Below are 23,069 nucleotides of genomic sequence, written 5' to 3' on the forward strand. Positions count from 1 at the left end.
GCGGCGGGATCGGTGCGGGCTTCGGTACGGGTTCGCGTGCCGGCTTCCGTGCGAACGCCGGCGGCGGTGCGCGGAGAGGGCCAGGTGTGGGGGTGGTGCGCCTGGCGTGACGTGCCATACGTAGCGCCCGGCGGCGGCCGGTACACGAACCCCGGGTGAACAACCCGCCCGCGGGTGCGGTGCGGACAGCCCCGATCAGCCCCGCCCGACCGCCCGCGCCAGCAGCCCCACCCCGCGCGTGATGTCGGACGGCGACTGGTGCGCGTACCCCATGACCAGCCGGACCCGGCCGTCGTCCGGCCGAGCGGTCCCGTGGTACGCCAGCGGGCGCAGCGCGACTCCGGCCGCCGCGGCCCGCGCGAGGAAGCGCACCTCGGGGCCGTAACTCTCCGGCAGCAGCGCGATGATGTGCAGGCCCGCCGCGATGCCGCTGACCTCGGTGCCGGGGAAGTGCTCGTCCAGCGCCGCTGTCAGCGTGTCCCTGCGCCGCTGGTACGCGGCTCGGCAACGGCGCAAGTGGCGGTCGTAGCCGCCCTGTTGAACGAAGTCCGCGAGCAGTGCCTGCTCCAGCACGGGATTGCCCAGGTCCATGGTGCGCTTGCGCTCGACCAGTTGCTCGGTCAGCTCCTCCGGCGCCAGCAGCCAGCCGATCCGCAGCCCGGGAGCCATCGACTTGCTGACCGAGCCCATGTACGCGACGCGCTCCGGGTCCAGACCCTGCAGCGCGCCGACGGGCGCCCGGTCGTAGCGGAAGTCCCCGTCGTAGTCGTCCTCCAGGACGAAGCCGTCCACCGACCGTGCCCAGTCGAGGAGTTCGGTCCTGCGCGCCGCCGAGTACGCGATACCGGAGGGGTACTGATGGGCGGGGGTCGCCACCACCACCCGTACGCCCGACCGCGCCGCCGCGCCCGGCACCAGGCCCTGCGAGTCCAGCGGAAGCAGGACCGGACGCAGACCGGCCGCGCCGAGCACCGCGCTGTTCTCGGGGCTGCCGGGATCCTCCAGCCCCACCGACCGGACCCCGTGTCCGTGCAGGGCGAAGCCGAGCAGCGTCATCGCCTGCGCCACCCCCGAACAGACCAGCAGCCGCTCCGGATCGGCCACCACGCCGCGCCGCCGGGTCAGGAGCGCCGCCAGCGCCGTACGCAGCTCCGGCAGGCCGCGCGGATCCGGGTAGCCGAGTGCCCGGTGCGGCAGTCTCGCCAGCACGGCCCGGTGCGTGGCGCCCCACGCGGCGCGCGGGAAGAGCGCGAGGTCCGGTGTGCCGGGTACGAAGTCGGCTCGCGCGCCGGGCGTGCGGGGCGCCCGGTCGCGGGTCTTCCGGGCCGCCGCGCGTACGGCGTCGCCCACCCAGGTCCCGGAACCCCGCCCGCTGCGCAAGTAGCCCTCGGCGGTGAGCTGTTCGTACGCGTCCGTGACCAGGCCCCGCGAAACACCGAGATCCGCGGCGAGTTCACGGCTCGACGGCAGCCGCGTGCCCGCGGCGAGCCGCCCCGACCGCACCGCCTCGCGCAGGGCCGACTGAAGCACGCGCCCACGACGCCGGGCGGGCGCGGAGGCGAGCAGCGCGTCCCACGCGCCTGCCCAGGAACGCGGGCCGCCCGCATCACCCTCGTTCTCGCCGGCCGCACCGCTGTCCGCCGCGCTCTCACCTGTACTGGTCCCCGACACCGTCATGGAAGTGGACCCTAAGGGCTGTCCCGACACCCCGGGTTCCCGTCCCCGGCGCTCTCACCTGCTGATGCTGTCGTTTCACGCCAAAGCTGCGAACTCTGCGTGAACGATCTGTGGCACAGTGCGATTCTGTCGGGGATGCCCGCAGGATTGGTCTTGACCAAGGCGGTCGGCCGTCCTACTCTCGGAGAGTTAGTGCAGGAACCTTTAATAAACAAGTGCATGGAAAAGCCGCCGGGACACGGCGATTGCGGAGGATCACGGTGGGGACCACGCAGCTCGAAACGGTGCCGGAACCGAAGTACTGGCACCTCAAGACCGTGCTGGGCGAGGCGCTGGACACCGATTTCGCGGTCGGGGAGGTCCTTCCCAACGAACGTGACCTCGCCGCGCGCTTCGGAGTCGCGCGCGCCACGCTCCGCCAGGCACTCGAACAGCTCGAACTCGAAGGCCGGTTGCAGCGCCGCCGCGGCGTGGGCACGACCGTCGCGCCGCCGCGTATGGGTGTCGACGTGTCGACCACCCAGCAGGAGTGGCCGGGCGCGGACCCGGACGCGTGGCAGCCCGTCGACTCGGTCTCCGCCGCACCGCCCGCGGCCGTTGCCAAGATGCTCGGGACGGACGCGGCCGACGAGGTCCACACGGTCCGCAGGACACGCGTGACGCACGGGCAGACCGTGGCGGCCGAGCTTCTTTACGTGCCGTCGGCGTCGGTGCCCGAACTGCCCGCCATAGACATTCCCTCGGGCCCCGCCCGCGCGCGCAGCGTGCTGCGTGAGCTCCAGCGGCTCGGCATGGAGGGCCAGGACCGCGCGGTGGAACTGGGCTCGGCCCGGGTGGACGACGCCAAGGAGCTCGACCGGCTGCCCGGCGCGCCCGTCCTCGTCGTCACCACCCGCTATCTCGCCGGGGGCCGTACCGCCGCCGTCTCGGTGGCGACCTACCGCGCCGACACCTGCCGGCTCACCTTCGGGGACACCGGCGACGTGGAGATAAGCCACCACACCGACGAGCGCAAGGCCTCCTGAACCGGCCGCTCTTCACACCTTCGGCCCGTCGCCTGTCTCAGCGGCGGGCCGTCACCGTCCCGTCGACGGCGAACAGCTGCTCCTCGACATGGTCCAGGGCGAGGCGCAGCGCGCCCGTCGCCACCGCGGCCTCGCCGAGCAACGACAGCGTCACCTTCGGCGGGCGCAGACAGTACCGGGACAACTCGTCGCGCAGCGGGTCGAGTACGCCGTCGAGACCGGCCGCCCAGCCGCCGATCACCACCAGCTCGGGGTCGAGCGCCAGCACCAGCGCGGCCACGTCGTGCACCAGCCGCTGGATGAACCGCTCCATCGCCTGCCGCGCCCCGGTGTCCCCCTGCTTCGCCAGCGCGAAGACGCGGGCCACCGCCCGCTCGTCGAGCGGATGCAGCGGCTCGTCGGTCGTCGACAGCAGCGTCTCCGGCGTCACCTCGCGGCCCAGCAGATGCAGCGCCCCGATCTCACCGGCCGCGCCGCCGAAACCGCGGTGCAGCCGGCCGCCGATCAGTGAGCCGGCCCCCGGACTGAGACCCGCGAGGACGAACACGATGTCGTCCGAGTCGGTGGCCGCGCCCTTCCAGTGCTCGGCCACGGCCGCCGCGTTGGCGTCGTTCTCCACCAGCACCGGACATCGGAACGAGCGCCGCAGCCGCTCGCCGAGCGCCAGGCCCGTCCACTCGGGCAGCGCCGTACCGAGCCGCACCGTCCCGTCGGCCTCCACGATGCCGGGGGAGCCCACGCCGACGGCCCGCAGCGAACTGCGCGCCACTCCCGCGCGGCGCAGCACATCGGCGACGACGACCCGCACCCGGTCCAGCCGCTCGTCCGCCGACGCGGTCTCCGTCGCCTCGCGCGAACTGGCGCCGATGATCCGGCCGTCGAGACCCGACAGCAGCGCGGCGACCCGGTGCGGCCCGATCTCTATGCCCAGCAGATGCCCCGCCTCGGCCCGGAACCGGAACCTGCGCGCCGGCCGGCCCTGTCTGCGGGCCTCACCCTCGCCCGGCGCCGACTCCACGACCAGCCCGAGCTCCATCAGCCCTTCGACGACACCTTCCACCGTCGGCCGCGACAGACCGGTGATCCGGGTCAGATCCGTGAAAGTGGGGCAGTCGGCCCCCCGCAGGGCGTGCAGCACCACGGCGGAGTTGATCCGCCGCAACAAGGAAGGGTCCCCGCCGGTCAGCCGCCCCACGGTATGTCCTCCCAGCTCGTGCGCGTGTCTGCCGGATGGTACTCGGTGGTCGCCGAGGCGGCTAACGGACGACGGAAAGGCATCCGGAGCGTGCCGTAACGCGGCTTTCGCGGCCGGGAGACAGCCGGGAAGCGGGAGCGCAACGGCCGATCGCGACGGGCACCGGACGGCTTCCCGCATCCGCTGAACGGGTCGTCCTCAGGCGTCGGACGGGCCGGCCTCGTCCCTCCGGTCCGGCAGTTGGGCCGCGACGCGCAGTCTGCCGAACTCCTCGGCCATCGTCTCCGCCGTCCAGTGCGCGTTGAGACCGCTCGGGTTGGGCAGCGCCCAGATCCGGGTCGTGCCTATCGTCCGCGTCTGGGGGCCGATCACCGCCCGCTTCTCCCCGAAGGCGGTGCGGTACGCGGTGATACCGACGACCGCCAGCCAGCGCGGCCGCAGCCGCTCCGCCCTCGCCACCAGGAGCCGGCCGCCCGCACGGAACTCCTCGTCGGTCAGCTCGTCCGCCCGCGCCGTCGCCCGTGCCACGACGTTGGTGATGCCGAGCCCGTAGTCGAGCAACTCGTCCTGCTCGGACGGCGCCAACTGCCGCGGGGTGAAACCCGACAGGCGCAGCACCGGCCAGAAGCGGTTGCCCGGCCGGGCGAAGTGGTGGCCCGTCGCCGCCGACATCAGGCCGGGGTTGATCCCGCAGAAGAGCACGCCCAGACCGGCCGCGGCCACATCGGGGATGACGCGGTCGCGGGCGGCGGCCAGTTCCTCCGGCTTCACTCCGCCGGCCTCAGAGGATCGATCCGGGCGTGTATCCGGCGGCCTCCGGGTGCCGCTTCACGATCTCCTCGATCCGCGCGACCACCGCCGTGACCTGGTCACCGGCCGCACCGGTGAACGACAGCTTGTCCGCCATCAGCGCGTCCAACTGCCCCCGGTCCAGGGGCATCCGCTCGTCGGCGGCGAGCTTGTCCAGCAGCTCGTTGCGCTCCGCGCCCCGCTCGCGCATCGCCAGCGCCGAGGCGACGGCGTGCTCCTTGATGACCTCGTGCGCGGCCTCCCGGCCCACCCCCGCCCGTACGGCGGCCATCAGCACCTTCGTCGTCGCGAGGAACGGCAGATAGCGGTCCAGCTCACGGGCGACGACGGCCGGGAACGCGCCGAACTCGTCGAGGACCGTCAGGAACGTCTCCAGCAGCCCGTCGAACGCGAAGAACGCGTCCGGCAGCGCCACCCGGCGTACGACGGAGCACGACACGTCGCCCTCGTTCCACTGGTCGCCCGCCAGCTCGCCCGTCATCGACGCGTAGCCGCGCAGGATCACCATCAGCCCGTTGACGCGCTCGCAGGAGCGGGTGTTCATCTTGTGGGGCATCGCCGACGAGCCGACCTGGCCCGGCTTGAAGCCCTCGGTGACCAGCTCGTGCCCGGCCATCAGCCGGATCGTCTTCGCCACCGACGAGGGGCCGGCGGCCAGCTGCACCAGCGCGGTCACCACGTCGTAGTCCAGCGAACGCGGATACACCTGACCGACCGAGGTGAAGGCGTGGCCGAAGCCCAGATGCCCGGCGATCCGGCCCTCCAGGTCCGCGAGCTTCGCCGTGTCACCGCCGAGCAGGTCGAGCATGTCCTGGGCCGTGCCGACCGGGCCCTTGATACCGCGCAGCGGATAGCGGGCGAGCAGGTCCTCAAGACGGCCGTACGCGACCAGCAGTTCGTCGGCGGCCGTCGCGAAGCGCTTGCCGAGGGTGGTCGCCTGCGCGGCGACATTGTGCGAGCGGCCCGCCATCACCAGCTCCGCGTACTCCCCGGCGAGCTTCCCGAGACGCGCGAGCACGGCCACCGTACGGCCCCGCATCAGCTCCAGCGAGAGCCGGACCTGCAACTGCTCGACGTTCTCCGTCAGATCCCGCGACGTCATGCCCTTGTGGACCTGCTCGTGCCCGGCGAGCGCGTTGAACTCCTCGATCCGCGCCTTCACGTCGTGGCGGGTGACCTTCTCGCGCTCGGCGATCGACGCCAGATCGACCTGGTCGAGCACCCGCTCGTAGTCGGCGACGGCGGACTCGGGCACCTCGACGCCGAGATCCCGCTGGGCACGCAGCACGGCGAGCCACAGCTGCCGCTCCAGCCTCACCTTCTGCTCGGGCGACCAGAGCACGGCCAGCTCGGCCGAGGCGTAGCGGCCGGCGAGGACATTGGGGATACGGGGCTTCACAGACGCAGCAGTCACGTGGGTGGAGTCTACTTGGCCGTTCCCGCAGGTCCGAGCCGCGCCCTTGTTCGTACGCCGCTACGGCAGACGCCCGGCGCGTACGAGGCGCTACGCCTGCTCGGGCCGTACGCCCGCGTCACCCGGCAGCGGCTCGTAGGGCAGCAGCTCCGGCCGCTTCGGCGGCCTGCCGTCCCCGGTCGAGCGGCCCGTCAGGCGCCGGCCGATCCACGGCCCCAGATACTGCCGCGCGAACCGCGCGTCCCCCGTGCGCCGCATCAGCCAGCCCTGGGGCAGATCGGGCGCCAGCTCCGCGCGCCAGTCGTCCGCGGGCTCCCCGCCCAGCGCCTGCCACACCGCCTCGGCGACCCTGCGGTGGCCGTCGGCGGTCAGATGCAGCCGGTCCACGTCCCACATGCGCTGTTCGCCGAGCACCGGCGCCCCGTACAGGTCGACCACCAGTGCGCCGTGGCGTGCGCCCAGCTCGTCGACGAAGGAGAAGAGCTTCTCCCAGCGGGGCCGGAAGCGTTCCATCACCGGACCCCGGCGGGCGGGGCTGCGCATCAGCACCAGCTGTCCGCAGGCCGGTGCCAGCCGCTCCACCGACTCCTCCAGCTGCCCGAGGACCCGCCCCGCGTCGTACGTGGGCCGCAGGGTGTCGTTCAGCCCGCCGACCAGCGTCACCACGTCCGCGCGCATCGCGACGGCGGTGTCCACCTGCTCGTCGAGGATCTGGCCGATGAGCTTGCCGCGTACGGCGAGATTCGCGTACCGGAAGCCGGGCGTACGGGCGGCGAGCCGGGCGGCCAGCAGATCGGCCCAGCCCCGGTACGAGCCGTCCGGCTGGAGGTCGGACATGCCCTCGGTGAACGAGTCCCCGAGAGCGACGAAGCTGGTGTATGTGGCGTTCTTCTCCATGGCGCAGCGATCGTATCGCGCGCCCCGGGCGCTCCCGGACGGGTGTCAGCTTCCCCGCGTATGCTGTCCGACCAGCTCGCGCAGCACGTCCTCCATCGTCACCAGACCCTGCAGCCGGCCCTCCTCGTCCTGCACGGCGGCCAGATGCGTACGGCTGCGGCGCATCGCCGTCAGGACGTCGTCCATCGGGGTGTCCGCGTGCACCTGGGCGATCGCCCGCATACCGGAGACCGGGAACGGTTCGTCGCGCGGCATGGCGTCCAGGGCGTCCTTCACATGCAGATAGCCGAGGATCCGCCGGGACCCGTCCACCACCGGAAACCGCGAGAACCTGGTCTCGGCCGCCAGCTCCTCCAGCTCCGCCGGGGTGGTCCCCACCCCCGCCGTCACCACCCGCTCCAGCGGCATGACGACGTCCCGCACCGGCCTGCGTCCCAGCTCCAGCGCGTCGTGCAGGCGCTCGGCGGCGCGGTCGTCGAGGAGACCCGCGTCGCCGGCGTCCGTGACCATCCGGGCCAGTTCGTCGTCGGAGAAGGTCGCGGAGACCTCGTCCTTGGTCTCCACACGCAGGAGTCTCAGCAGTCCGTTGGCGAACGCGTTGACCGTGAAGATCACCGGACGCAGTGCGCGGGACAGCCACACCAGTGCGGGGCCGAGCACCAGCACGGTGCGCACCGGTTCGGCCAGGGCGATGTTCTTGGGCACCATTTCGCCGAGCAGCATGTGCAGGTACGTCGCCAGGACGAGCGCGATGACGAACGAGATCGGGTGCACCACCCCGTCGGGCAGCCCCATGGCGTTGAACGCCGGTTCCAGCAGATGCGCGATGGCCGGCTCGGCGACGATGCCCAGCACCAGCGTGCACAGGGTGATGCCGAGCTGAGCGGCGGCGAGCATCGCCGACACGTGCCGCAGACCCCACAGGACGCTGCGCGCGCGCCGGTCACCCTCCTCGGCGGCCGGCTCGATCTGGCTGCGGCGCACCGAGATCATGGCGAACTCCGCCCCGACGAAGAAGGCGTTGACGACCAGCGTCAGCAGGCCGACGAGCAACTGGATCGCGGTCACCGTCCTGCCCCCCTGCCGTGGTCCTCTTCGTCGTCGGGCCGGGGGAGGGGCGCGTGCAGCAGGACGCGGGCGGCGCGCCGTCCCGAGGCGTCGACCACGTCGATGCGCCAGCCGCCCAGCTCCACACGGTCGCCCTCGACGGGGATCCGTCCGAGCTCGGTCGCGACGAGCCCGGCCAGCGTCTCGTACGGCCCCTCGGGCACCCGTAGCCCGATGTCCCACAGCTGGTCGAAGCGCGCGGCGCCGTCGGCCGACCACAGGTCACGGCCGTCGGCGTCCTCCCCGGCGCGGACCAGGTCCGACGTCTCGTGCGGGTCGTGCTCGTCGCGCACCTCGCCGACGACCTCCTCCACGATGTCCTCCAGGGTCACCACACCGGCGGTGCCGCCGTACTCGTCGATGACGACCGCCATCGTGCGGTTGCCGTAGAGCCGGTCCAGCAGCCGGTCCACGGTCAGCGACTCCGGTACGAGCAGGGGCTCACGCAGTACCTCGGACACCCTCGTACGGAGGCGGCGCTCGGCGGGGATCCTCAGCACGTCCTTGATGTGGGCGACGCCCACGACGGTGTCGAGGCTGTCGCGGTAGACCGGGAAGCGGGAGAGCCCGGTGGCGCGGGTGGCGTTGGCGACGTCCTCGGCCGTGGCGAGCACGTCGAGCGCGGTGACCTGTACGCGGGGCGTCATCACGTTCTCCGCGGTCAGCTCGGCGAGATTGAGGGTCCGTACGAAGAGCTCGGCCGTGTCCGCCTCCAGCGCGCCCTCCTTGGCGGAGTGCCGGGCCAGGGCGACCAGCTCCTTGGGGCTGCGGGCGGAGGCCAGCTCCTCGGTGGGCTCCAGGCCCAGCAGCCTCACGAGCCGGTTCGCGGTGTTGTTGAGATGGCCGATGAACGGGCGGAAGGCCGCGGTGAAGAACCGTTGCGGCGTGGCGACCACCTTGACGACGGCGAGCGGTGAGGAGATGGCCCAGTTCTTGGGGACGAGTTCGCCGACGACCATCAGGACGACCGTCGACAGGGCCGTACCGATGACCAGGGCCAGCGACGACGCCACGGACGACGAGAAGCCGATCGCCTTCACCGGGCCGCGGATCAGCTTCGCCACGGACGGCTCGGCGAGCATGCCGACGACCAGATTGGTCACGGTGATGCCCAGCTGGGCGCCGGAGAGCTGGAAGGTGAGACTGCGCACGGCCTTCAGGGCGCTCGCGGCACCACGCTCGCCGTCTTCGACCGCCTGTTCGAGTTCGCTGCGCTCGACCGTCGTCAGGGAGAACTCGGCGGCGACGAAGGCCCCACAGGCAAGCGCGAGCAGCACCGCCACGAGAAGCAGGAGCACTTCGGTCATCGGGTCACCTCCGTCCCATGGTCGGCCAGGGGGCGGAGGGCGGCGCGATATCCGCGGCTGTCTGTGGGGCGCTGGCCGGCCCGGCGCGGGTCGGCGGAGTGCGGGGAAGGGTCGCCCATGGGCGGACGCTCACACCTCTCGGTCGGTGGCGAATGGTGGACACGCCCTGGGGCGTGGCCTCTTTCATGTCCTGAGCGAACGGCCCGTGCCAGGACGCGCCGCGACCTGGGCCCCGTCCGCCGTCCCGCTCCGCCTTCAGGTGCCCCGCAGCTCCTCGATCACCGGGCCGAGGGCCTCCATGTAGGGGTCGAGGACCGTGAGATACGAGAAGCCGTACCGCTCACGCCGTTCGCGCAGCTGCTCCGCTATCTCCCGCACCGTACCGGCCGTCACCAACGGAACCTTCAGCAGTTCGTCCTCCGTCGTGTCCGGGAAGTACGGCAGCAGGGGCCGCACCGCCGCCGCCCGGTCCGTCGTCACGGCCACGAACTGGAGCAGCACGTTCAGCTCGGCGGGGGTGTCGCGTCCGGCGGCGAAACCGCGGTAGGCGGCGACGCGTCCGTCCAGCTCCTCGGCCGAGAGCGCGATCATCGCGCCCTTCTGGACCCTGGCGCCGGTGAAGGCGACGATGTCGGCGTGCTCGGCGGCCAGCCGCAGCACCCGGTCACCGTTGCCGCCGATGAGGAGCGGCGGCCGGGGCCGCCGCGTGGCCGGGGGCGCATGGCTCTCGTCGCCCAGCAGGCCCTCCAACGCCTCGACCGTACGGGCGAGATGGCCGACACGTTCGCCGGGCGGCAGGAACGGGAGTCCGGCCCGCTCGTGCTCCTCCGGTACGTAACCCGCGCCGAGCCCGATCTCCAGCCGGCCCTCGGTGAGAGCGTCGGTCGTGGTGATCTCGCGCGCCAGCAGCGCCGGGTTCCAGAAACCGGTGTTGAGGACGAATGTGCCGAGCCGGGGGCGCTCCGTCGCCTCGGCCGCCGCCACCAGGGAAGGGAAGGGGGCGACCATGCCGAGATGGTCGGGCACCAGGATGACGTCGTATCCGAGCTCCTCGGCCCGCTCGCAGCGCTTGCTCCACTCGGTGCCCGACGCGGGCGTCACCATGTTCACTCCGAAACGGAAGGGCCTGGTCATGAGGTCTCCTCGTAAGGGTGTGTGACAGCGAACGGGGGACTGTGCGTACGGGCGTGACCCTAATGGCGTAATCGGCCGGGGCCCCGGCGAATCGGCACACTTGCCGACGCTAGCGATGGCGCGCTAGCTTGTTGGGGTGGCGAAGACTCAGCTGAACGTACGCGTGGACGAGACCACCGCGGACGCCGCCCGGCGGCAGGCGGGCCGGCGCGGCATGAGTGTGAACCGCTACATCGAGGAGCTCGTCAGGCAGGACGTGGGCGAGGTCGGGAAGACCTTCGTCGAGTCCGCCGCCGACTTCATGAAGCAGTACGAGTCCGTGTTCACCGAGGAGTTCGGCACGGACGCGGCCCCCGGGGACCGGACCGCCGAGGGCACGCGCTGAGACCGCGTCCAGGTCCGATCCCACGCCCAGGTCCCGGCGGGGCACGAGTCCGGTGACCGACCAGGCCGCGCCACCGGACTGCGTCGCGTGCGGCGGGACCGTCGCCCCCGACGGCTTCTGCTGGGACTGCGGCGAGCTCCAGCCCTCCTACCGCTCCCACCTCGAAACCACCCTGGGCACCGGCGCCGCCGGAGTCAGCGACCGGGGCAAGCGGCGCGGCATCAACGCGGACGCGATGGCCCTGACCGCGACCGGCGACTGGACGATCGGCGTCGTGTGCGACGGGGTCTCCATGTCGCCCCGCGCGGAGCGGGCCGCACAGGTCGCCACCTCCGTCGGCGCCGCCCATCTGACGAAGGGGCTGCGCGACGGGACTCTGCCCGAGACCGTCCTGACGGACGCCGCCGCCCGCGCGGGCCGGGCCGTCGGCGCGCTCGCCACCTCCGTGGACGCGGCCCCGGCCTGTACGTACGTCGCGGGCATCGTCGGCCCCGAGGGGCTCTGGTGCGCCTGGATCGGCGACAGCCGCGCGTACTGGCTGCCCGACGAGGGAACGTGCGTCGCGCTGACCGAGGACGACTCGGGCCAACACGGCGCCCTCACCGCGTGGTTGGGCGCCGACGCGGGCGAACCGGCCGCCCAGGTCCGGAGTTACCGCCCGCGCGGCGCCGGCCTGCTGCTGCTGTGCACCGACGGACTGACGCGCCATCTGCCGGACGCCGACGCGCCGAGGGCCGTGCTCGCTCGCCACCGGCGCTCAACACCGGCCGGTCCCAGCCTCCTTGAGGATGCGCGGGCGCTGATCGGGTACGCCATGGACGCGGGCGGGCAGGACAACATCACCGCACTGCTCATCCACACCGTTCAGCCGGCTCGGGGATACTGATCACCGCCGGACTCCCCACGCCCGCCTTCTACCGAGACAGCTGCCCTCCATGGAAAACGCCGATTCCCCCGAACTGCCGTCACGCGCCGACCCGACGCTGCGGATCGATCTCTCCTGGCTGCTGATGGTCGCCGAGCACAAGATGCCCGGCGATCCCCAAGTCACCGACTGGGGCGCCCTCGTGGCCGCCGTCAGCCGCCACCAGGCGGAGATATTCGGCACCCCCGTCTACTCCGACCCGTACACCCGCGCGGCGGCCCTCCTCCAGAGCCTGCTCCATGTGCCGGCCCTGGAGCGGTCCAACGCCATGTACGCCTCGGCCGTCGCGTACGGCTATCTCGTCGCGAGCGGTCTGAAGGTCGTCATCTCGCCGGAGCAGGTCAGGGATCTGGCCAAGCTGGTCAAGGACGGCACGGCGGACATACGGCGCATCGCCGAGGAACTGCGCGGCTGGAGTCTCTGAGGCCCGAGTTCCTGGGCCGGAGCCTCCAGGACCTGCCGGAGCCGGTACCCCGTCAGACCAGGTCCGCCCTCGGCCGGTAGGCCACACCGAGTACACACGCCGAGGTCGGCGTCCGCGGCCCGGGATCCGGCACCCGCAGCGAGCGGTACGGGCCGGACTCGAAGCCCGCCTCACGGATCGCCGCCAGGGAGTCCCGCGCCGTGTGGCATCCGCCGAAGAGCCTCGGCCACACCGTCCGGTCCAGGACCCGCTGCACCGCCGCCAGTCCACGCTCCGGGGCCGGCCCGTGCTCGAAGAACCGCAGCTCACCGCCGGGGCGCAGGACCCGGCGGATCTCGGCGAGCGCCCGCGGAACGTCACGTACGGTGCACAGCACCAGCGAGGCGACGGCGGCGTCGAACCCCTCGTCCTCGACGGGCAGCGCCTCCGCCGTGCCCTGCCTCACGTCCACCGAGACCTTGGCCCGCATCGCGGCCCTTACCGCCAGCTGCCGCAGCCCGCGCTCCGGTTCGACCGCCACGACCTCGGAGACCTCGTCCGGGTAGTGCGCGAAGTTCAGCCCGTTGCCCGCGCCGACCTCCACGACCCGCCCCGACAGACCGCGCAGCAGCTCGGCGCGGTGGGCGGCGACGCCGCCCCTGGAGTCGGCGGCGACGCTCATCCGCGCGTAGAAGCGCGCGAAGAGCGGATGGTGCACGGAGTCCTTGGGGGCCTTGCGGTTGCGCAGGTGCATGGGGCGGATCTCCTCCGGCGTACAGGGCGTGACCATGATTCTTCCCTGTACGGCCCCGCTCAGCGGCTCACGGGACGCGACTCGTTACGGGATCCTCGCGTGTCAGGCGATACGACGCGTCGGCATGTCCGGCCGCGCGGCGTCCGCCGTGAACCGCGCCGCGTCCCAGTCCCCGCCGAGCGCCGGAGCCAGCCAGTCACCCGCGCTCGCACGGAACCGCGGCACGGCGAGCCCGCCCGCGCCGTGCGGCACCGCCCCGAGCAGGGGGGCGCCGGCGACACCCGGGAGATCGGCCAGATTGCAGCGCGCCGCCAGATCCGGCACGGCGGGCCAGCTGCCGATCACCACTCCCAGCGCCGTGAGCCCGCGCGTGTCCAGCGCCTCGGCCGTCAGCGCGGTCATGTTCAGCGTGCCGAGCCCGGCGGGAGCCACCACCAGCACCGGGGCGGCGAGCAGCCGGGCGGCGTCCGCGAGCGTGCCGCCCTCGTCGTCGAACCGTACGAGCAGTCCGCCCGCGCCCTCGACCAGCACCAGATCATGTTCGGTCGCCAGTTTCCCGGCACTCTCGGCGACCTCCTCGGGCCGTACGGGCCGCGCGCCGGCGCGCCGGGCCGCCGTCGCGGGCGCCAACGGCTCGGGGAAACGGGCCAGTTCGACCGTCGTGACGCCGCCCGCCAGGCGGATCACCTCGTCCACGTCACCCGGTTTACCGGGGGCGACACCGGTCTGCGCGGGCTTCAGCACCGCGACGCGAAGGCCCCGGGCCAGCGCCACCGCGGCCACGGCCGCCGTGACGACGGTCTTGCCGATCTCCGTCCCGGTCCCCGAGACGATCAGTACGGACATCTCAGGCCTCCCGTGCCGCGGCCGCCACCGCGCGGCAGATCCGCGCGACGTCGTCGTCGTCCGTCACATACGGCGGCATCGTGTAGACGAGGTCGCGGAACGGCCGCAGCCACACACCCTCGCGTACCGCCGCCCGTGTCGCCGCCGCCATGTCCACCTCGTGGTCCAGCTGTACGACGCCGATGGCGCCGAGGACTCGCACGTCCTTCACCCCGGGCAGTGACGTCACCTCGGAGAGGCCGTCGCGCAGCCCCGCTTCGATCCGCTTGACCTCGCCCTGCCAGTCCTGGCCGAGCAGCAGGTCGATCGAGGCGGACGCCACGGCCGCGGCCAGCGGGTTGCCCATGAACGTGGGCCCGTGCGCGAGGACCGGCACGTCGCCGCGCGAGATACCTCTCGCCACCTCCGACGTGCACAGCGTTGCCGCCATGGTGAGATAACCGCCGGTCAGCGCCTTGCCCATGCACATCACATCGGGGCTGATGCCCGCGTGCTCCGCCGCGAACAGGGCGCCCGTGCGGCCGAAGCCGGTCGCGATCTCGTCGAGGATGAGCAGTACGCCGTACTCGTCACAAGCCTCGCGCAGCACCCGCAGATAGCCGGGGGAGTGGAAGCGCATGCCGCCCGCGCCCTGCACGACCGGCTCCACGATCACGGCGGCCAGTTCGTCGGCGTGGCGCGCCACGAGACCGCGCAGATGGTCCGCGTACGTCTCGTCGTACTCCTCGAAGTCCGGGGGCGGCGCGTCGGCGAAGATCTGGCGCGGCAGCACTCCCGACCAGAGGCCGTGCATACCGCCGTCGGGGTCGCACACCGACATGGGCTGCCAGGTGTCGCCGTGGTAGCCGCCGCGCCAGGTCAGCATCCGCCGCTTCTCCGGGCGCCCCAGCGAACGCCAGTACTGGAGGCACATCTTGACGGCGACCTCGACCGACACCGATCCCGAGTCGGCGAGGAAGACGTGCCGGAGCGGTTCGGGGGTGATCTCCACCAGCCGGGCCGCCAGCCGCACGGCGGGCTCATGGGTGAGCCCGCCGAACATGACGTGGCTCATCCGGGCGAGCTGGCTGTGCGCCGCCTCGTTGAGGACGGGGTGGTTGTAGCCGTGGATCGCCGACCACCAGGACGACATGCCGTCGACCAACTCGCGCTGCCCGTGGGCCGGTTCGGCGAGCCGGAGCCGTACGCCCGAAGCCGACTCCACGATCAGCGGGTCGGTGCGGCCGGGCATCGGGCCGTACGGATGCCAGACATGGGCCCGGTCCAGCGCCAGGAGTTCCCCCGGAGCCGTCGCGGGCGGGGCGGACGTGTCAGGCATTGGGCGCCAGATCGGTACCGGCACCGCGCCGCCGCACGGTCACCAGGTCGGTGCGGGCGGGTCCGCCGCCGGCCGGGCTCCCGACCGGTGCCGCGACGTCCGCCGTCGCGTCGTCCGCGGCAGAACCGCACGCGCTCGCGCACCCGCCGGCGCGGTGCTCGGGCAGCGTCGTCGTGCCAGTGCCCTCGACCTCGAAACCGGCGTCCGCGATCATGTCCAGGTCCGCCTTGCCCTCCTGGCCCTCGGTGGTGAGGTAGTCCCCGAGGAAGATCGAGTTGACCAGGTGCAGCGCGAGCGGCTGCATCGTGCGCAGATGCACCTCACGTCCGCCCGCGAGCCTGACCTCCACATCGGGGCAGACGAACCGCACCATCGCCAGAATGCGCAGCGCCCGCTGCGGAGTGAGGTTCCACTCCTTGGCCAGCGGTGTGCCCTCCACGGGGATGAGGAAGTTGACCGGCACCGAGTCCGGGTCCAGCTCACGCAGTCCGAAGACCACGTCCACCAGGTCGGCGTCGCTCTCGCCCATGCCCGCGATCAGCCCGGAACAGGCCGACAGGCCGGCGCCCTGCGCGTGGCGCACCGTCTCCACCCGGTCCGCGTAGGTGTGGGTGGTGGTGATGTCGCCGTACGTCGACTCGGAGGTGTTGAGGTTGTGGTTGTACGCGTCGGCGCCCGCCGCCTTGAGCCGCTCCGCCTGGCCCTCCGAGAGCAGCCCGAGACAGGCGCAGACCTCGACATCGGCGTGCTGTTCCTTGATCGCGCCGATGGTCTGCGAGACACGGTCGACGTCCCGGTCCGTCGGCCCCCGGCCGCTCGCCACCAGACAGACACGCTTGGCGCCGCCGGCCACTCCGGCGGCGGCGGCCCTGGACGCCTCGTCGGGCTTCAGCCAGGTGTACTTGAGGATCTCGGCCTTGGACCCGAGCCGCTGCGAGCAGTACGAGCAGTCCTCGGGACAGAGCCCGGACTTGAGGTTGACGAGATAGTTGAGCTTGACCCGCCGCCCGAACCACTGGCGGCGCACCTTCCCGGCCGCGGCCACCACTTCGAGCAGTTCGTCGTCGGAGGTCGCCAGCACGGCGAGCGCTTCTTCGCGCGACGGCAGCTCTCGCCGAAGGCCCTTCTCCACCAGTGTGTTCAGCAGGTCCATGGCGCCGATCCTGACCTACGGCGGGCCTCCGGGCCAAGGATGAATCCCACAAGACAGGTGCATTCAGGTGTGTGTATGACCACACCCGGAGCGGAGCGATCCACGGTTAGGGTCTGTGGGCTGCCTACAAAAGGACCTCCGCCGTGCCAGCCGAGCCACCCGTGCCGAGCCCGCCGTCGCCGTCGACGCCGCCGGACCCGTTCGGCTGGATCGACGAGGAGGCGCGCCGGCGTGAGCGGTCGGGTCTGGTCCGTACGCTACGCCCCCGCCCCGCGTACTCCACACTCCTGGACCTCGCGAGCAACGACTACCTGGGGCTCACCCACCACCCGGTGACGACCGGCGCGGCGGCCGACGCGGCGCGCCGCTGGGGCGCGGGTGCCACCGGCTCGCGGCTGGTCACCGGTAGCACCGCGCTGCACGCCGAACTGGAACGTGAGCTGGCCGGCTTCTGCGGTTTCGAGGCCGCGCTCGTCCTGTCGTCCGGGTACGCCGCGAACCTCGCCGCCCTCACCGCGCTGACCGCGCGCGGCTCTCTCGTCGTCTCCGACGCCGCCAACCACGCCTCGATCGTGGACGGTTGCCGTCTCTCTCGCGCCGAGACCGTGGTCGTACCGCACGCCGATCCGGAGGCGGTGGACAAGACGCTGGAGACGTACGGGGGTTCCCGGGCCCTGGCCGTCAGCGACTCGGTCTTCTCGGTGGACGGTGACGCGGCGCCGCTCGCGCGGCTGGCCGAGGTGTGCCGTACGCGGGGCGCCGCCCTCCTCGTCGACGACGCGCACGGTCTCGGCGTCCTCGGCGACGGCGGCCGTGGCGCCGTCCACGCGGCGGGTCTGGCGGGCGACCCGGGGACGGTCGTCACCGTCACGCTCTCCAAGTCGCTGGGCAGTCAGGGCGGCGCGGTCCTCGGCCCGGCCCGGGTGATCGGCCAACTCGTCAACACGGCGCGCTCGTTCATTTTCGACACCGGCCTCGCCCCGGCCGCCGCCGGCGCCGCGCTCGCGAGCCTGCGGCTGCTGCGCGAGGACCCGTCGCTGGCGGTCCGGGCACGCGCCGTGGCGAACGCGCTGCACCGCGGGCTGACCGGCGCGGGGCTCACCGCCGTACGACCGGACGCGGCCGTCGTCTCCGTACGGGCGCCGTCTCCGGACGCGGCCGTGCGGTGGGCCGCCGACTGCCGGGCGGCCGGCCTGGTGGTGGGCTGCTTCCGGCCGCCGTCCGTGCCGGACGGGGTCTCCCGGATCAGGCTCACGGCCCGTGCCGACCTGACGGACGCTCAGGTCGCGACCGCCCTGGCGACGATCATCGCGACGGCGCCCCCCGGGGCGAAGGCGCGTCCCGCCTGAGCACCCCGGCCGAGCACCCGTCGCCTGTCGGTCGCCGGTGCCCAGAACTTGAGCCCGCGTAAATACGGTCTCGCGTAGCAGGGTTCACCGCTTAGAGCGACAGACAGGGGCGTATCCCGGCGGATCGCCCGTGCACCGGGTGCCGTTGATGGCAATGTGGCGCGGAGCGCAATCCGGGGACGTACTCGCGGGCACCAGCCATAGGTCGGTCTGCGTCCCGGTGGGAAAGGGACAGCGTCGCCATGGCAGACCATCAGGAAGCATCCGTCACCCTGCCGAGCGATCCGGCCTCGGTGCCCGAGGCACGCAGATACGTCGCGCGTGTGCTCACCGAATGGGGGTTGCCAGTCGATGCCGGCACCGCTGAAACGGTTCGCCTGATCATCTCGGAGCTCGCTACCAACGCGGTGCAGCACACCTTGGGCACATCGCCGACGTTCACGGTCGACGTCACCCTGCGGCGCGACGAGGAACTGCGCGTCGGAGTCACGGACAGCCACCCGCGCTGGCCGCAGCGGCTCCCGGTCGCGGCCCAGCAGGACAACGGCCGGGGCATGGTCATCATCCGGGCGCTGACCGCCGAGCACGGCGGCCGACTGGCCGTCACACCCACCGCGGACGGCGGCAAGACGGTCTGGATCACCCTGCCGTGGACGGTCCGCGCACCTGGCTGAGCGGGCCGAGTGCGTCTCCGGTACGCGGCGTGTCAGCGGACCCGGCCGTACAGGACCTTCTTGGACCAGATGCGCTGGAGCCGCACCACCTGACCGCTCTTGGGCGAATGCCAGATCTTGCCGCCGCCGGCGTAGATCCCGACGTGGTAGACGCTCCTTCCGTAATGGAAGAAGACCAGATCGCCCTGTCTGCGGCTGGAGGCGGGGATGTGGCGCGTGCGGTTGTACTGCTGCTGCGCCGTGCGGGGCAGCGTCTTGCCAACCTTCTTGAACGCGAAGGAGGTCAGCCCCGAACAGTCGAACCGGTGCGGACCCGCCGCTCCGTATCTGTACGGTGCGCCCTTCTTGGACGCGGCCACATCCAGCGCCCTCGTGGCGGCGGGCTGGGCCTGGGCCTCCGACACGGCGCCGGGCGCCAGCATCGTGCCGCCGAAGGCGGCGAGGAGGGCCGATGCGGTACCGGCCCGGGAGAGCAGCGACGGGACATGCGTCTGCGCGGACATGCGCAACCCTTCGTCAGCCGCCTGTGAAGGATGACCTGTCGGGTTCGGACAGGCGAAGATGTCCGGCCGCGGATGCGGCTTCACCCCGAGGAGCGGTCCATGGTCGGACCGCCCCGAACTGCTCGGGTCCTCCACTCCTGCCGATCCACTCGTGTCGACCAGGCATCCGGAGCGGCGGCAGGACTCGGCGTCCACCCGGACCGCCCCGCCGAGGTGGCGGGGGCTTGTCGTCCCAGGGATCTTGACGCGGCATCAGCGGAAATCCGAGTCGAAACGACGGTATGTGACTCTCATCACGTATGACCCATTTGGGTTGGTACGGTCGATTCGGTGACCGACTCATATGACCGCTCACGCGCTGTACCTGCGGCGCAGCGTCGCGTTACGGCCGGACGGCCGATCGCGCGTCGCAAGTCGCCGGCCCGATCGCGACGGGCGGGTCGATACGCCGAACGAGCGGCCAAATCCCGTACGGACGCGTCCGTACGGGCAGTGCGGCGACCGAATTCCGTCGTGGGGAGGGGGTTCGGGGCGCGGGTCCCTGTCAAGTCACCGGGCCCGGCGGCATGGTGACGCGCCCGGCCCTGCGCTCCCCGTCGAGCACCCGGAGCGTACGGTCCAGGGTCGGCGTGTGGAGCTCCGTCTCGCCTCGCGCATGCATCAGCGTCAGCGCGTCGCGCAGTTCGGCGGCCCTGGACACCAGGGCCTGCGCGGCGCGCAGCGCGCTGTACGTGTCGTCGGCGCGGGACGGGTTGATCCGGCCGACCAGATCGACGACCTGGAGGTAGCTGTCGACGAACTCGCCCTCGGCGCGGGTCAGCGCGGGCAGCGGCGGCAGTTCCGGTGGCGGCATCGGCGCTTCACCGGGGGGCGTTGTGGCCGAGGGACGACCTGCGGTCCCGCGCGATCTCGTCCACCAGGCCGTACTCCTTGGCGCCCGTCGCGTCGAAGATCGTGTCCCGGTCGATGTCGGCGTCGATCCGCTCGGCGCTCTGCCCGGTGTGGCGCACCAGGGTGGCGGCCATCAGGGCGCGCAGCCTCAGCAACTCCTCGGCGTGGATGGCGAGATCGGACGGCTGGCCGCGCACCGGCTCCTCGATCCCCGGCTGCTGGAGCACGACCCGCGCGCCGGGCAGTGCCATCCGCTTGCCGGGCGCGCCGGAGGCGAGCAGGACGGCGGCGGTCGACGCCGCCTGGCCGAGGCAGGTGGTCGCGACGTCGCAGCCCACGACCTGCATCGTGTCGTAGATGGCGGACATCGAGCTGAGCGGGCCGCCGGGGGAGTTGATGTAGAGCGCGATGTCCTGGTCGGGCGCGGCGAATTCGAGTTGCAGCAGCTGGGCGATCACGTCGTTCGCGGCGGTGTCGTCCAGGGCCGTGCCGAGGAAGATGATCCGTCCCTCGAAGAGCTTGGAGTACGGGTCGAGGGAGCGGGTCCCGGCGGAGGTCCGCTCGGTGAACTCCGGCAGGACGTAGCGGGCGGAAGGACGGTTCATGGTGTGCCTCTCCTCGCGTGCCGGACGCGGCTCTCGTCCGTCTGTAAAAAACGTACAGGACGTACAGGTCGTAAGATGGGAACCATGGCCTACGAAATTCCGGTGACGCAAGCGCGGGCAGAACTCGCCGACCTGATCAACCGGGTCGTCTACGGCGAGGAGCGCGTTGTCGTGACACGCCACGGCAAGCCGCTCGTCGCCCTCGTGTCGGCCGCTGACCTGGAACGACTGGAGAACCTGAAGGCGGATGAGGCCGTCGTGGCGGAGGAACGCGTGATCGCCTCGATGAGCGCGATCCGCTCGGTGACGTCCGCTCCGGGCGAACGCGCGGACTTCGGCATCGTGGCGAAGCACGAGCCGCCCGCCTGAGACGGGCGGTCCGGCGGCGACGACGCGAGGCGCGGCCCGAGTGGGCCGCGCCTCCGGTGTGAACCGCGGTGCGCGCGGGGCGTGTTGGCCGGACCGGCCGGGCCCGGCGCCTCGCGGACGGTGGGTGTCGTCCGCCGGCCGTTACGCCGCGCGGGCCGGCCGCATCGCCGGGCTCGGGGTTTCCGGCCCCTCGGGCGCCGGGACCGCGCGGCGTGCTCCCGCCGTCACCGCCGCCAGGCCCAGTGCGGCCCAGAGCCCGAGTACCAGGGCCGGGCCGAGTGCCGCGTTTCCATCGAAGAAGGCGACCGAGCGGAGCAGGGAGCCACTCGCGCCCGGCGGCAGCCACTGGCCGAGCGGACCGACCGACTCCGGCAGGAGTTCGGGCGCGCTCGACACCCCCGAGAGCGGGTTGCCGACCAGCACCATCAGCATCGCGCCGAGCCCGATGCCCGGCCGGCCGAGCAGCGCGGCGAGGCCCGCCACCGTCGAGCCGGCGGCCAGTACCGCGAGGGCGAACACCCCTGCCTCCGCCCACCAGTTGCCCGCGATCACGTCCAGCCAGCTGTGCGCCAGGGCGGTGGCGGTGAGGCCCGCCAGGGCCGCGGCGCCGAAGAGCGCGCCCACCGCGCGGACCCCGCGCAGCGCGAGCAGGCTCACCAGCGCGCCGGTCGCGACGCCCGCGAGGGCGAGCGGAAGCATGCTCGCGCCCAGCGCGCTGCCGCGCGGATCCCCGGCGGGGGTGGCGACGACGTCGGTCACCTGGGCCTCGGTGCCCTCCGGGGCCTGGGCGGTCATGGCGTCCCGCAGCAACTGGGCGACCGCCGGGCTCGCCGCCGACGCCGTCAGCAGATGCGGCCCCCGGGGGGTCGCGACCACCGCTCCGTAGATGTCCCGGTCCGCGATCGCCGCGCGTGCGGCGGCCTCGTCGTCGTACCGGTGCACCTCGAAGGCGTCCGGCCGGCGTTCGAACCCCTGCTGGAGCGGCGCGGTCGCCGAGGCCGGTCCGGCGACCCCGACCGGCACCTCGTGCGGTGCGACGCGGGCGGCGGGCCAGGCGAAGGCCGCGAGTGCCAGCGCGGCGATCAGCGGGATCAGGAGCATCACGCCGATCATGCGGCGCGTGGGAGTGGCGGACATGGGTGTCCTCGCTTCGGTCCACGGGAAGATTCTAAAAGAAGGATCGTTCGTTTTGCGGTGCTGTCACTGTCACCGGAGAGCCGGAGGCTTGTCAAGAGGGAATGTTCGTTTTACGTTGATCGCATGGCCCGCGTATCGCAGCAGCACCTGGACGCCCGCAGGCGTCAGATCCTCGACGGCGCCGCGCGGTGTTTCGCGCGCAACGGCTTCCACGCCACGTCGATGCAGGACGTGCTGCGCGAGGCCGACCTCTCCGCCGGCGCCGTCTACCGCTACTTCAGCGGCAAGGAGGAGCTGATCGGGGCCATCGTCACCGAGGTGCTCGACACCGTCAGGCAGGCGTTCGAGGAAGCCGCGCTCCAGAGTCCGCCCGATCCGCCCGACGTCCTGGTCGGCGAGGTGATGGGACGCGTGCTGCGCGGGGAGTACGTCCGGGGCCCCGCCGCCGACGTCGAGGTGCCCCGCCTGCTCATCCAGGTGTGGACGGAGACCCTGCGCAACGAGACGCTCGCGGCGCTGCTGCGGACCGGCTACGACACGGTGCGCGTCGCCTGGGTCAAGGTCGTCGAGGCGTACCAGGCGGCGGGACTCATGCGCGACGACATCCCGGCGGAGCATGTCGCGCGGACGATGATCGCCGCGGTGCAGGGCTTCGCCGCCCAGCAGGCACTGTTCGGTGAGGCACCGGTGGAGATCCTTCAGGACGGCCTGCGCGGGTTGATGTCCATGGGTACGCCGAAGCCCGGTTAACCTGCCGGAAAAACTTCCGCCGTAACGTGCGACGTCTGGCTGTGCGGCCCCTGTTCGCGTTCGACAGAGTGTTGAATCGGCGTGGGCGAACAACAGGCTCCACGCCGGACCGGGCCGCGACAGTGAGGTGGAAACGTGCAGTTGACCCCGCACGAACAGGAACGGCTGCTCATCCATGTGGCCGCGGACGTGGCCACCAAGCGGCTGGCGCGCGGACTGCGTCTCAACCACCCGGAGGCGGTCGCCCTGATCACCTCGCATCTCCTCGAAGGAGCCAGGGACGGCCGTACCGTCGCCGAACTCATGGCGTCCGGACGCAAGGTGCTCACCCGCGACGACGTCATGGAGGGCATCCCCGAGATGCTCCACGACGTCCAGGTGGAGGCCACCTTCCCGGACGGCACGAAGCTCGTCACCGTCCACGACCCGATCGTCTGACGG

Annotated in this window: 25 protein-coding genes and 1 riboswitch; of the genes, 9 read left to right on the forward strand and 16 right to left on the reverse strand. The window is 72.2% G+C overall.

What is annotated here, in order from left to right; translation table 11 throughout:
• Nucleotides 1–195 precede the first annotated feature (195 nt).
• Nucleotides 196–1,677, reverse strand: a complete 1,482-nt coding sequence (gene pdxR / locus IEY79_RS33370; protein WP_189111393.1) for a MocR-like pyridoxine biosynthesis transcription factor PdxR — start codon at nucleotides 1,675–1,677, stop codon at nucleotides 196–198.
• A 260-nt stretch (nucleotides 1,678–1,937) separates the two neighbouring features.
• Here pdxR and IEY79_RS33375 point away from each other — a divergent pair, with 260 nt between their 5' ends.
• Nucleotides 1,938–2,702 carry a GntR family transcriptional regulator gene (locus tag IEY79_RS33375; protein ID WP_189111394.1) on the forward strand — a complete coding sequence of 255 codons (765 nt, stop codon included), beginning with the start codon at nucleotides 1,938–1,940 and terminating at the stop codon, nucleotides 2,700–2,702.
• A 37-nt stretch (nucleotides 2,703–2,739) separates the two neighbouring features.
• Here IEY79_RS33375 and IEY79_RS33380 read toward each other — a convergent pair whose 3' ends face one another.
• The 7 genes from IEY79_RS33380 to IEY79_RS33410 all read right to left on the reverse strand — a co-directional run bounded on the left by IEY79_RS33380 (nucleotide 2,740) and on the right by IEY79_RS33410 (nucleotide 10,566).
• Complete coding sequence (locus tag IEY79_RS33380; protein ID WP_189111395.1) at nucleotides 2,740–3,897, reverse strand: ROK family transcriptional regulator; 1,158 nt, start codon at nucleotides 3,895–3,897, stop codon at nucleotides 2,740–2,742.
• A 198-nt stretch (nucleotides 3,898–4,095) separates the two neighbouring features.
• The gene (mug, locus tag IEY79_RS33385; protein WP_189111396.1) at nucleotides 4,096–4,668 is read right to left on the reverse strand and encodes a G/U mismatch-specific DNA glycosylase; all 573 of its coding nucleotides are present in this window, start codon (nucleotides 4,666–4,668) and stop codon (nucleotides 4,096–4,098) included.
• A gap of 10 nt (nucleotides 4,669–4,678) precedes the next feature.
• Nucleotides 4,679–6,121, reverse strand: coding sequence for an adenylosuccinate lyase (gene purB, locus IEY79_RS33390; protein WP_189111397.1), 1,443 nt, complete (start codon nucleotides 6,119–6,121; stop codon nucleotides 4,679–4,681).
• A gap of 90 nt (nucleotides 6,122–6,211) precedes the next feature.
• Nucleotides 6,212–7,018: an SGNH/GDSL hydrolase family protein gene (locus tag IEY79_RS33395; protein ID WP_189111398.1), complete on the reverse strand. Its 807-nt coding sequence runs from the start codon at nucleotides 7,016–7,018 to the stop codon at nucleotides 6,212–6,214.
• Nucleotides 7,019–7,063: 45 nt separating this feature from the next.
• The gene (locus tag IEY79_RS33400; protein ID WP_189111399.1) at nucleotides 7,064–8,086 is read right to left on the reverse strand and encodes a hemolysin family protein; all 1,023 of its coding nucleotides are present in this window, start codon (nucleotides 8,084–8,086) and stop codon (nucleotides 7,064–7,066) included.
• Nucleotides 8,083–9,432, reverse strand: a complete 1,350-nt coding sequence (locus IEY79_RS33405) for a hemolysin family protein (protein WP_189111400.1) — start codon at nucleotides 9,430–9,432, stop codon at nucleotides 8,083–8,085. The genes IEY79_RS33400 and IEY79_RS33405 overlap by 4 nt, the downstream gene beginning before the upstream one ends.
• Before the next feature lie 255 nt (nucleotides 9,433–9,687).
• Entirely contained in the window at nucleotides 9,688–10,566 is an 879-nt protein-coding gene (locus tag IEY79_RS33410) for a TIGR03621 family F420-dependent LLM class oxidoreductase (protein WP_189111401.1), read from the reverse strand.
• Between the two features lie 136 nt (nucleotides 10,567–10,702).
• Between IEY79_RS33410 and IEY79_RS33415 the strand changes: the two genes are divergently transcribed.
• The 3 genes from IEY79_RS33415 to IEY79_RS33425 are packed head-to-tail and all read left to right on the forward strand — an operon-like array spanning nucleotide 10,703 to nucleotide 12,300.
• The gene (locus IEY79_RS33415) at nucleotides 10,703–10,951 is read left to right on the forward strand and encodes a toxin-antitoxin system HicB family antitoxin (RefSeq protein ID WP_189111402.1); all 249 of its coding nucleotides are present in this window, start codon (nucleotides 10,703–10,705) and stop codon (nucleotides 10,949–10,951) included.
• 52 nt (nucleotides 10,952–11,003) lie between these two features.
• Entirely contained in the window at nucleotides 11,004–11,837 is an 834-nt protein-coding gene (locus tag IEY79_RS33420; RefSeq protein WP_189111403.1) for a PP2C family protein-serine/threonine phosphatase, read from the forward strand.
• 49 nt (nucleotides 11,838–11,886) lie between these two features.
• The gene (locus IEY79_RS33425) at nucleotides 11,887–12,300 is read left to right on the forward strand and encodes a fic family toxin-antitoxin system, toxin component (protein ID WP_189111404.1); all 414 of its coding nucleotides are present in this window, start codon (nucleotides 11,887–11,889) and stop codon (nucleotides 12,298–12,300) included.
• 52 nt (nucleotides 12,301–12,352) lie between these two features.
• Here IEY79_RS33425 and IEY79_RS33430 read toward each other — a convergent pair whose 3' ends face one another.
• From IEY79_RS33430 to bioB, 4 genes are all read right to left on the reverse strand, one after another.
• Nucleotides 12,353–13,033: a class I SAM-dependent methyltransferase gene (locus IEY79_RS33430; protein ID WP_189111429.1), complete on the reverse strand. Its 681-nt coding sequence runs from the start codon at nucleotides 13,031–13,033 to the stop codon at nucleotides 12,353–12,355.
• A gap of 102 nt (nucleotides 13,034–13,135) precedes the next feature.
• The gene (gene bioD / locus IEY79_RS33435; protein ID WP_189111405.1) at nucleotides 13,136–13,879 is read right to left on the reverse strand and encodes a dethiobiotin synthase; all 744 of its coding nucleotides are present in this window, start codon (nucleotides 13,877–13,879) and stop codon (nucleotides 13,136–13,138) included.
• 1 nt (nucleotide 13,880) lies between these two features.
• Complete coding sequence (locus tag IEY79_RS33440; RefSeq protein ID WP_189111406.1) at nucleotides 13,881–15,197, reverse strand: adenosylmethionine--8-amino-7-oxononanoate transaminase; 1,317 nt, start codon at nucleotides 15,195–15,197, stop codon at nucleotides 13,881–13,883.
• Entirely contained in the window at nucleotides 15,190–16,350 is a 1,161-nt protein-coding gene (bioB, locus tag IEY79_RS33445; protein ID WP_189111407.1) for a biotin synthase BioB, read from the reverse strand. The genes IEY79_RS33440 and bioB overlap by 8 nt, the downstream gene beginning before the upstream one ends.
• Before the next feature lie 143 nt (nucleotides 16,351–16,493).
• Here bioB and IEY79_RS33450 point away from each other — a divergent pair, with 143 nt between their 5' ends.
• Nucleotides 16,494–17,699: an 8-amino-7-oxononanoate synthase gene (locus IEY79_RS33450; protein WP_229701350.1), complete on the forward strand. Its 1,206-nt coding sequence runs from the start codon at nucleotides 16,494–16,496 to the stop codon at nucleotides 17,697–17,699.
• Nucleotides 17,700–17,941: 242 nt separating this feature from the next.
• Nucleotides 17,942–18,373, forward strand: coding sequence for an ATP-binding protein (locus tag IEY79_RS33455; protein ID WP_189111408.1), 432 nt, complete (start codon nucleotides 17,942–17,944; stop codon nucleotides 18,371–18,373).
• A 32-nt stretch (nucleotides 18,374–18,405) separates the two neighbouring features.
• Here IEY79_RS33455 and IEY79_RS33460 read toward each other — a convergent pair whose 3' ends face one another.
• The 3 genes from IEY79_RS33460 to IEY79_RS33470 form a co-directional block, all read right to left on the reverse strand.
• Nucleotides 18,406–18,876, reverse strand: coding sequence for a C40 family peptidase (locus tag IEY79_RS33460; protein WP_189111409.1), 471 nt, complete (start codon nucleotides 18,874–18,876; stop codon nucleotides 18,406–18,408).
• A 3-nt stretch (nucleotides 18,877–18,879) separates the two neighbouring features.
• Nucleotides 18,880–19,051: riboswitch (cyclic di-AMP (ydaO/yuaA leader) on the reverse strand.
• Nucleotides 19,052–19,420: 369 nt separating this feature from the next.
• Nucleotides 19,421–19,729, reverse strand: a complete 309-nt coding sequence (locus IEY79_RS33465) for a hypothetical protein (RefSeq protein ID WP_189111410.1) — start codon at nucleotides 19,727–19,729, stop codon at nucleotides 19,421–19,423.
• Between the two features lie 7 nt (nucleotides 19,730–19,736).
• Nucleotides 19,737–20,372 (reverse strand): ATP-dependent Clp protease proteolytic subunit, encoded by a 636-nt coding sequence (locus IEY79_RS33470; RefSeq protein ID WP_189111411.1) that lies wholly within the window; start codon nucleotides 20,370–20,372, stop codon nucleotides 19,737–19,739.
• Nucleotides 20,373–20,456: 84 nt separating this feature from the next.
• On the opposite strand from IEY79_RS33470, the gene IEY79_RS33475 reads away from it, so the two are divergent.
• Nucleotides 20,457–20,741: a type II toxin-antitoxin system Phd/YefM family antitoxin gene (locus tag IEY79_RS33475; protein WP_189111412.1), complete on the forward strand. Its 285-nt coding sequence runs from the start codon at nucleotides 20,457–20,459 to the stop codon at nucleotides 20,739–20,741.
• A gap of 141 nt (nucleotides 20,742–20,882) precedes the next feature.
• On the opposite strand, the gene IEY79_RS33480 is transcribed toward IEY79_RS33475, so the two are convergent.
• Nucleotides 20,883–21,878 carry an ABC transporter permease gene (locus tag IEY79_RS33480; protein WP_189111413.1) on the reverse strand — a complete coding sequence of 332 codons (996 nt, stop codon included), beginning with the start codon at nucleotides 21,876–21,878 and terminating at the stop codon, nucleotides 20,883–20,885.
• 123 nt (nucleotides 21,879–22,001) lie between these two features.
• Here IEY79_RS33480 and IEY79_RS33485 point away from each other — a divergent pair, with 123 nt between their 5' ends.
• Both IEY79_RS33485 and IEY79_RS33490 read left to right on the forward strand, forming a co-directional pair.
• Nucleotides 22,002–22,628 carry a TetR/AcrR family transcriptional regulator gene (locus IEY79_RS33485; RefSeq protein WP_189111414.1) on the forward strand — a complete coding sequence of 209 codons (627 nt, stop codon included), beginning with the start codon at nucleotides 22,002–22,004 and terminating at the stop codon, nucleotides 22,626–22,628.
• A 135-nt stretch (nucleotides 22,629–22,763) separates the two neighbouring features.
• Entirely contained in the window at nucleotides 22,764–23,066 is a 303-nt protein-coding gene (locus tag IEY79_RS33490; RefSeq protein WP_189111415.1) for an urease subunit gamma, read from the forward strand.
• Nucleotides 23,067–23,069: the final 3 nt, after the last annotated feature.

Source organism: Streptomyces camponoticapitis, assembly GCF_014646115.1.
GTDB lineage: Bacteria > Actinomycetota > Actinomycetes > Streptomycetales > Streptomycetaceae > Streptomyces > Streptomyces camponoticapitis.

Excerpts from the sequence above, each read along its gene's own strand:
- pdxR (WP_189111393.1), bottom strand. The coding sequence starts at position 1,677 with ATGACGGTGTCGGGGACCAGTACAGGTGAGAGCGCGGCGGACAGCGGT.
- IEY79_RS33395 (WP_189111398.1), bottom strand. The coding sequence starts at position 7,018 with ATGGAGAAGAACGCCACATACACCAGCTTCGTCGCTCTCGGGGACTCG.
- IEY79_RS33405 (WP_189111400.1), bottom strand. The coding sequence starts at position 9,432 with ATGACCGAAGTGCTCCTGCTTCTCGTGGCGGTGCTGCTCGCGCTTGCC.
- IEY79_RS33410 (WP_189111401.1), bottom strand. The coding sequence starts at position 10,566 with ATGACCAGGCCCTTCCGTTTCGGAGTGAACATGGTGACGCCCGCGTCG.
- IEY79_RS33425 (WP_189111404.1), top strand. The coding sequence starts at position 11,887 with ATGGAAAACGCCGATTCCCCCGAACTGCCGTCACGCGCCGACCCGACG.
- IEY79_RS33430 (WP_189111429.1), bottom strand. The coding sequence starts at position 13,033 with ATGCACCTGCGCAACCGCAAGGCCCCCAAGGACTCCGTGCACCATCCG.
- bioD (WP_189111405.1), bottom strand. The coding sequence starts at position 13,879 with ATGTCCGTACTGATCGTCTCGGGGACCGGGACGGAGATCGGCAAGACC.
- IEY79_RS33440 (WP_189111406.1), bottom strand. The coding sequence starts at position 15,197 with ATGCCTGACACGTCCGCCCCGCCCGCGACGGCTCCGGGGGAACTCCTG.
- bioB (WP_189111407.1), bottom strand. The coding sequence starts at position 16,350 with ATGGACCTGCTGAACACACTGGTGGAGAAGGGCCTTCGGCGAGAGCTG.
- IEY79_RS33455 (WP_189111408.1), top strand. The coding sequence starts at position 17,942 with ATGGCAGACCATCAGGAAGCATCCGTCACCCTGCCGAGCGATCCGGCC.
- IEY79_RS33460 (WP_189111409.1), bottom strand. The coding sequence starts at position 18,876 with ATGTCCGCGCAGACGCATGTCCCGTCGCTGCTCTCCCGGGCCGGTACC.
- IEY79_RS33465 (WP_189111410.1), bottom strand. The coding sequence starts at position 19,729 with ATGCCGCCACCGGAACTGCCGCCGCTGCCCGCGCTGACCCGCGCCGAG.
- IEY79_RS33470 (WP_189111411.1), bottom strand. The coding sequence starts at position 20,372 with ATGAACCGTCCTTCCGCCCGCTACGTCCTGCCGGAGTTCACCGAGCGG.
- IEY79_RS33475 (WP_189111412.1), top strand. The coding sequence starts at position 20,457 with ATGGCCTACGAAATTCCGGTGACGCAAGCGCGGGCAGAACTCGCCGAC.
- IEY79_RS33480 (WP_189111413.1), bottom strand. The coding sequence starts at position 21,878 with ATGTCCGCCACTCCCACGCGCCGCATGATCGGCGTGATGCTCCTGATC.
- IEY79_RS33485 (WP_189111414.1), top strand. The coding sequence starts at position 22,002 with ATGGCCCGCGTATCGCAGCAGCACCTGGACGCCCGCAGGCGTCAGATC.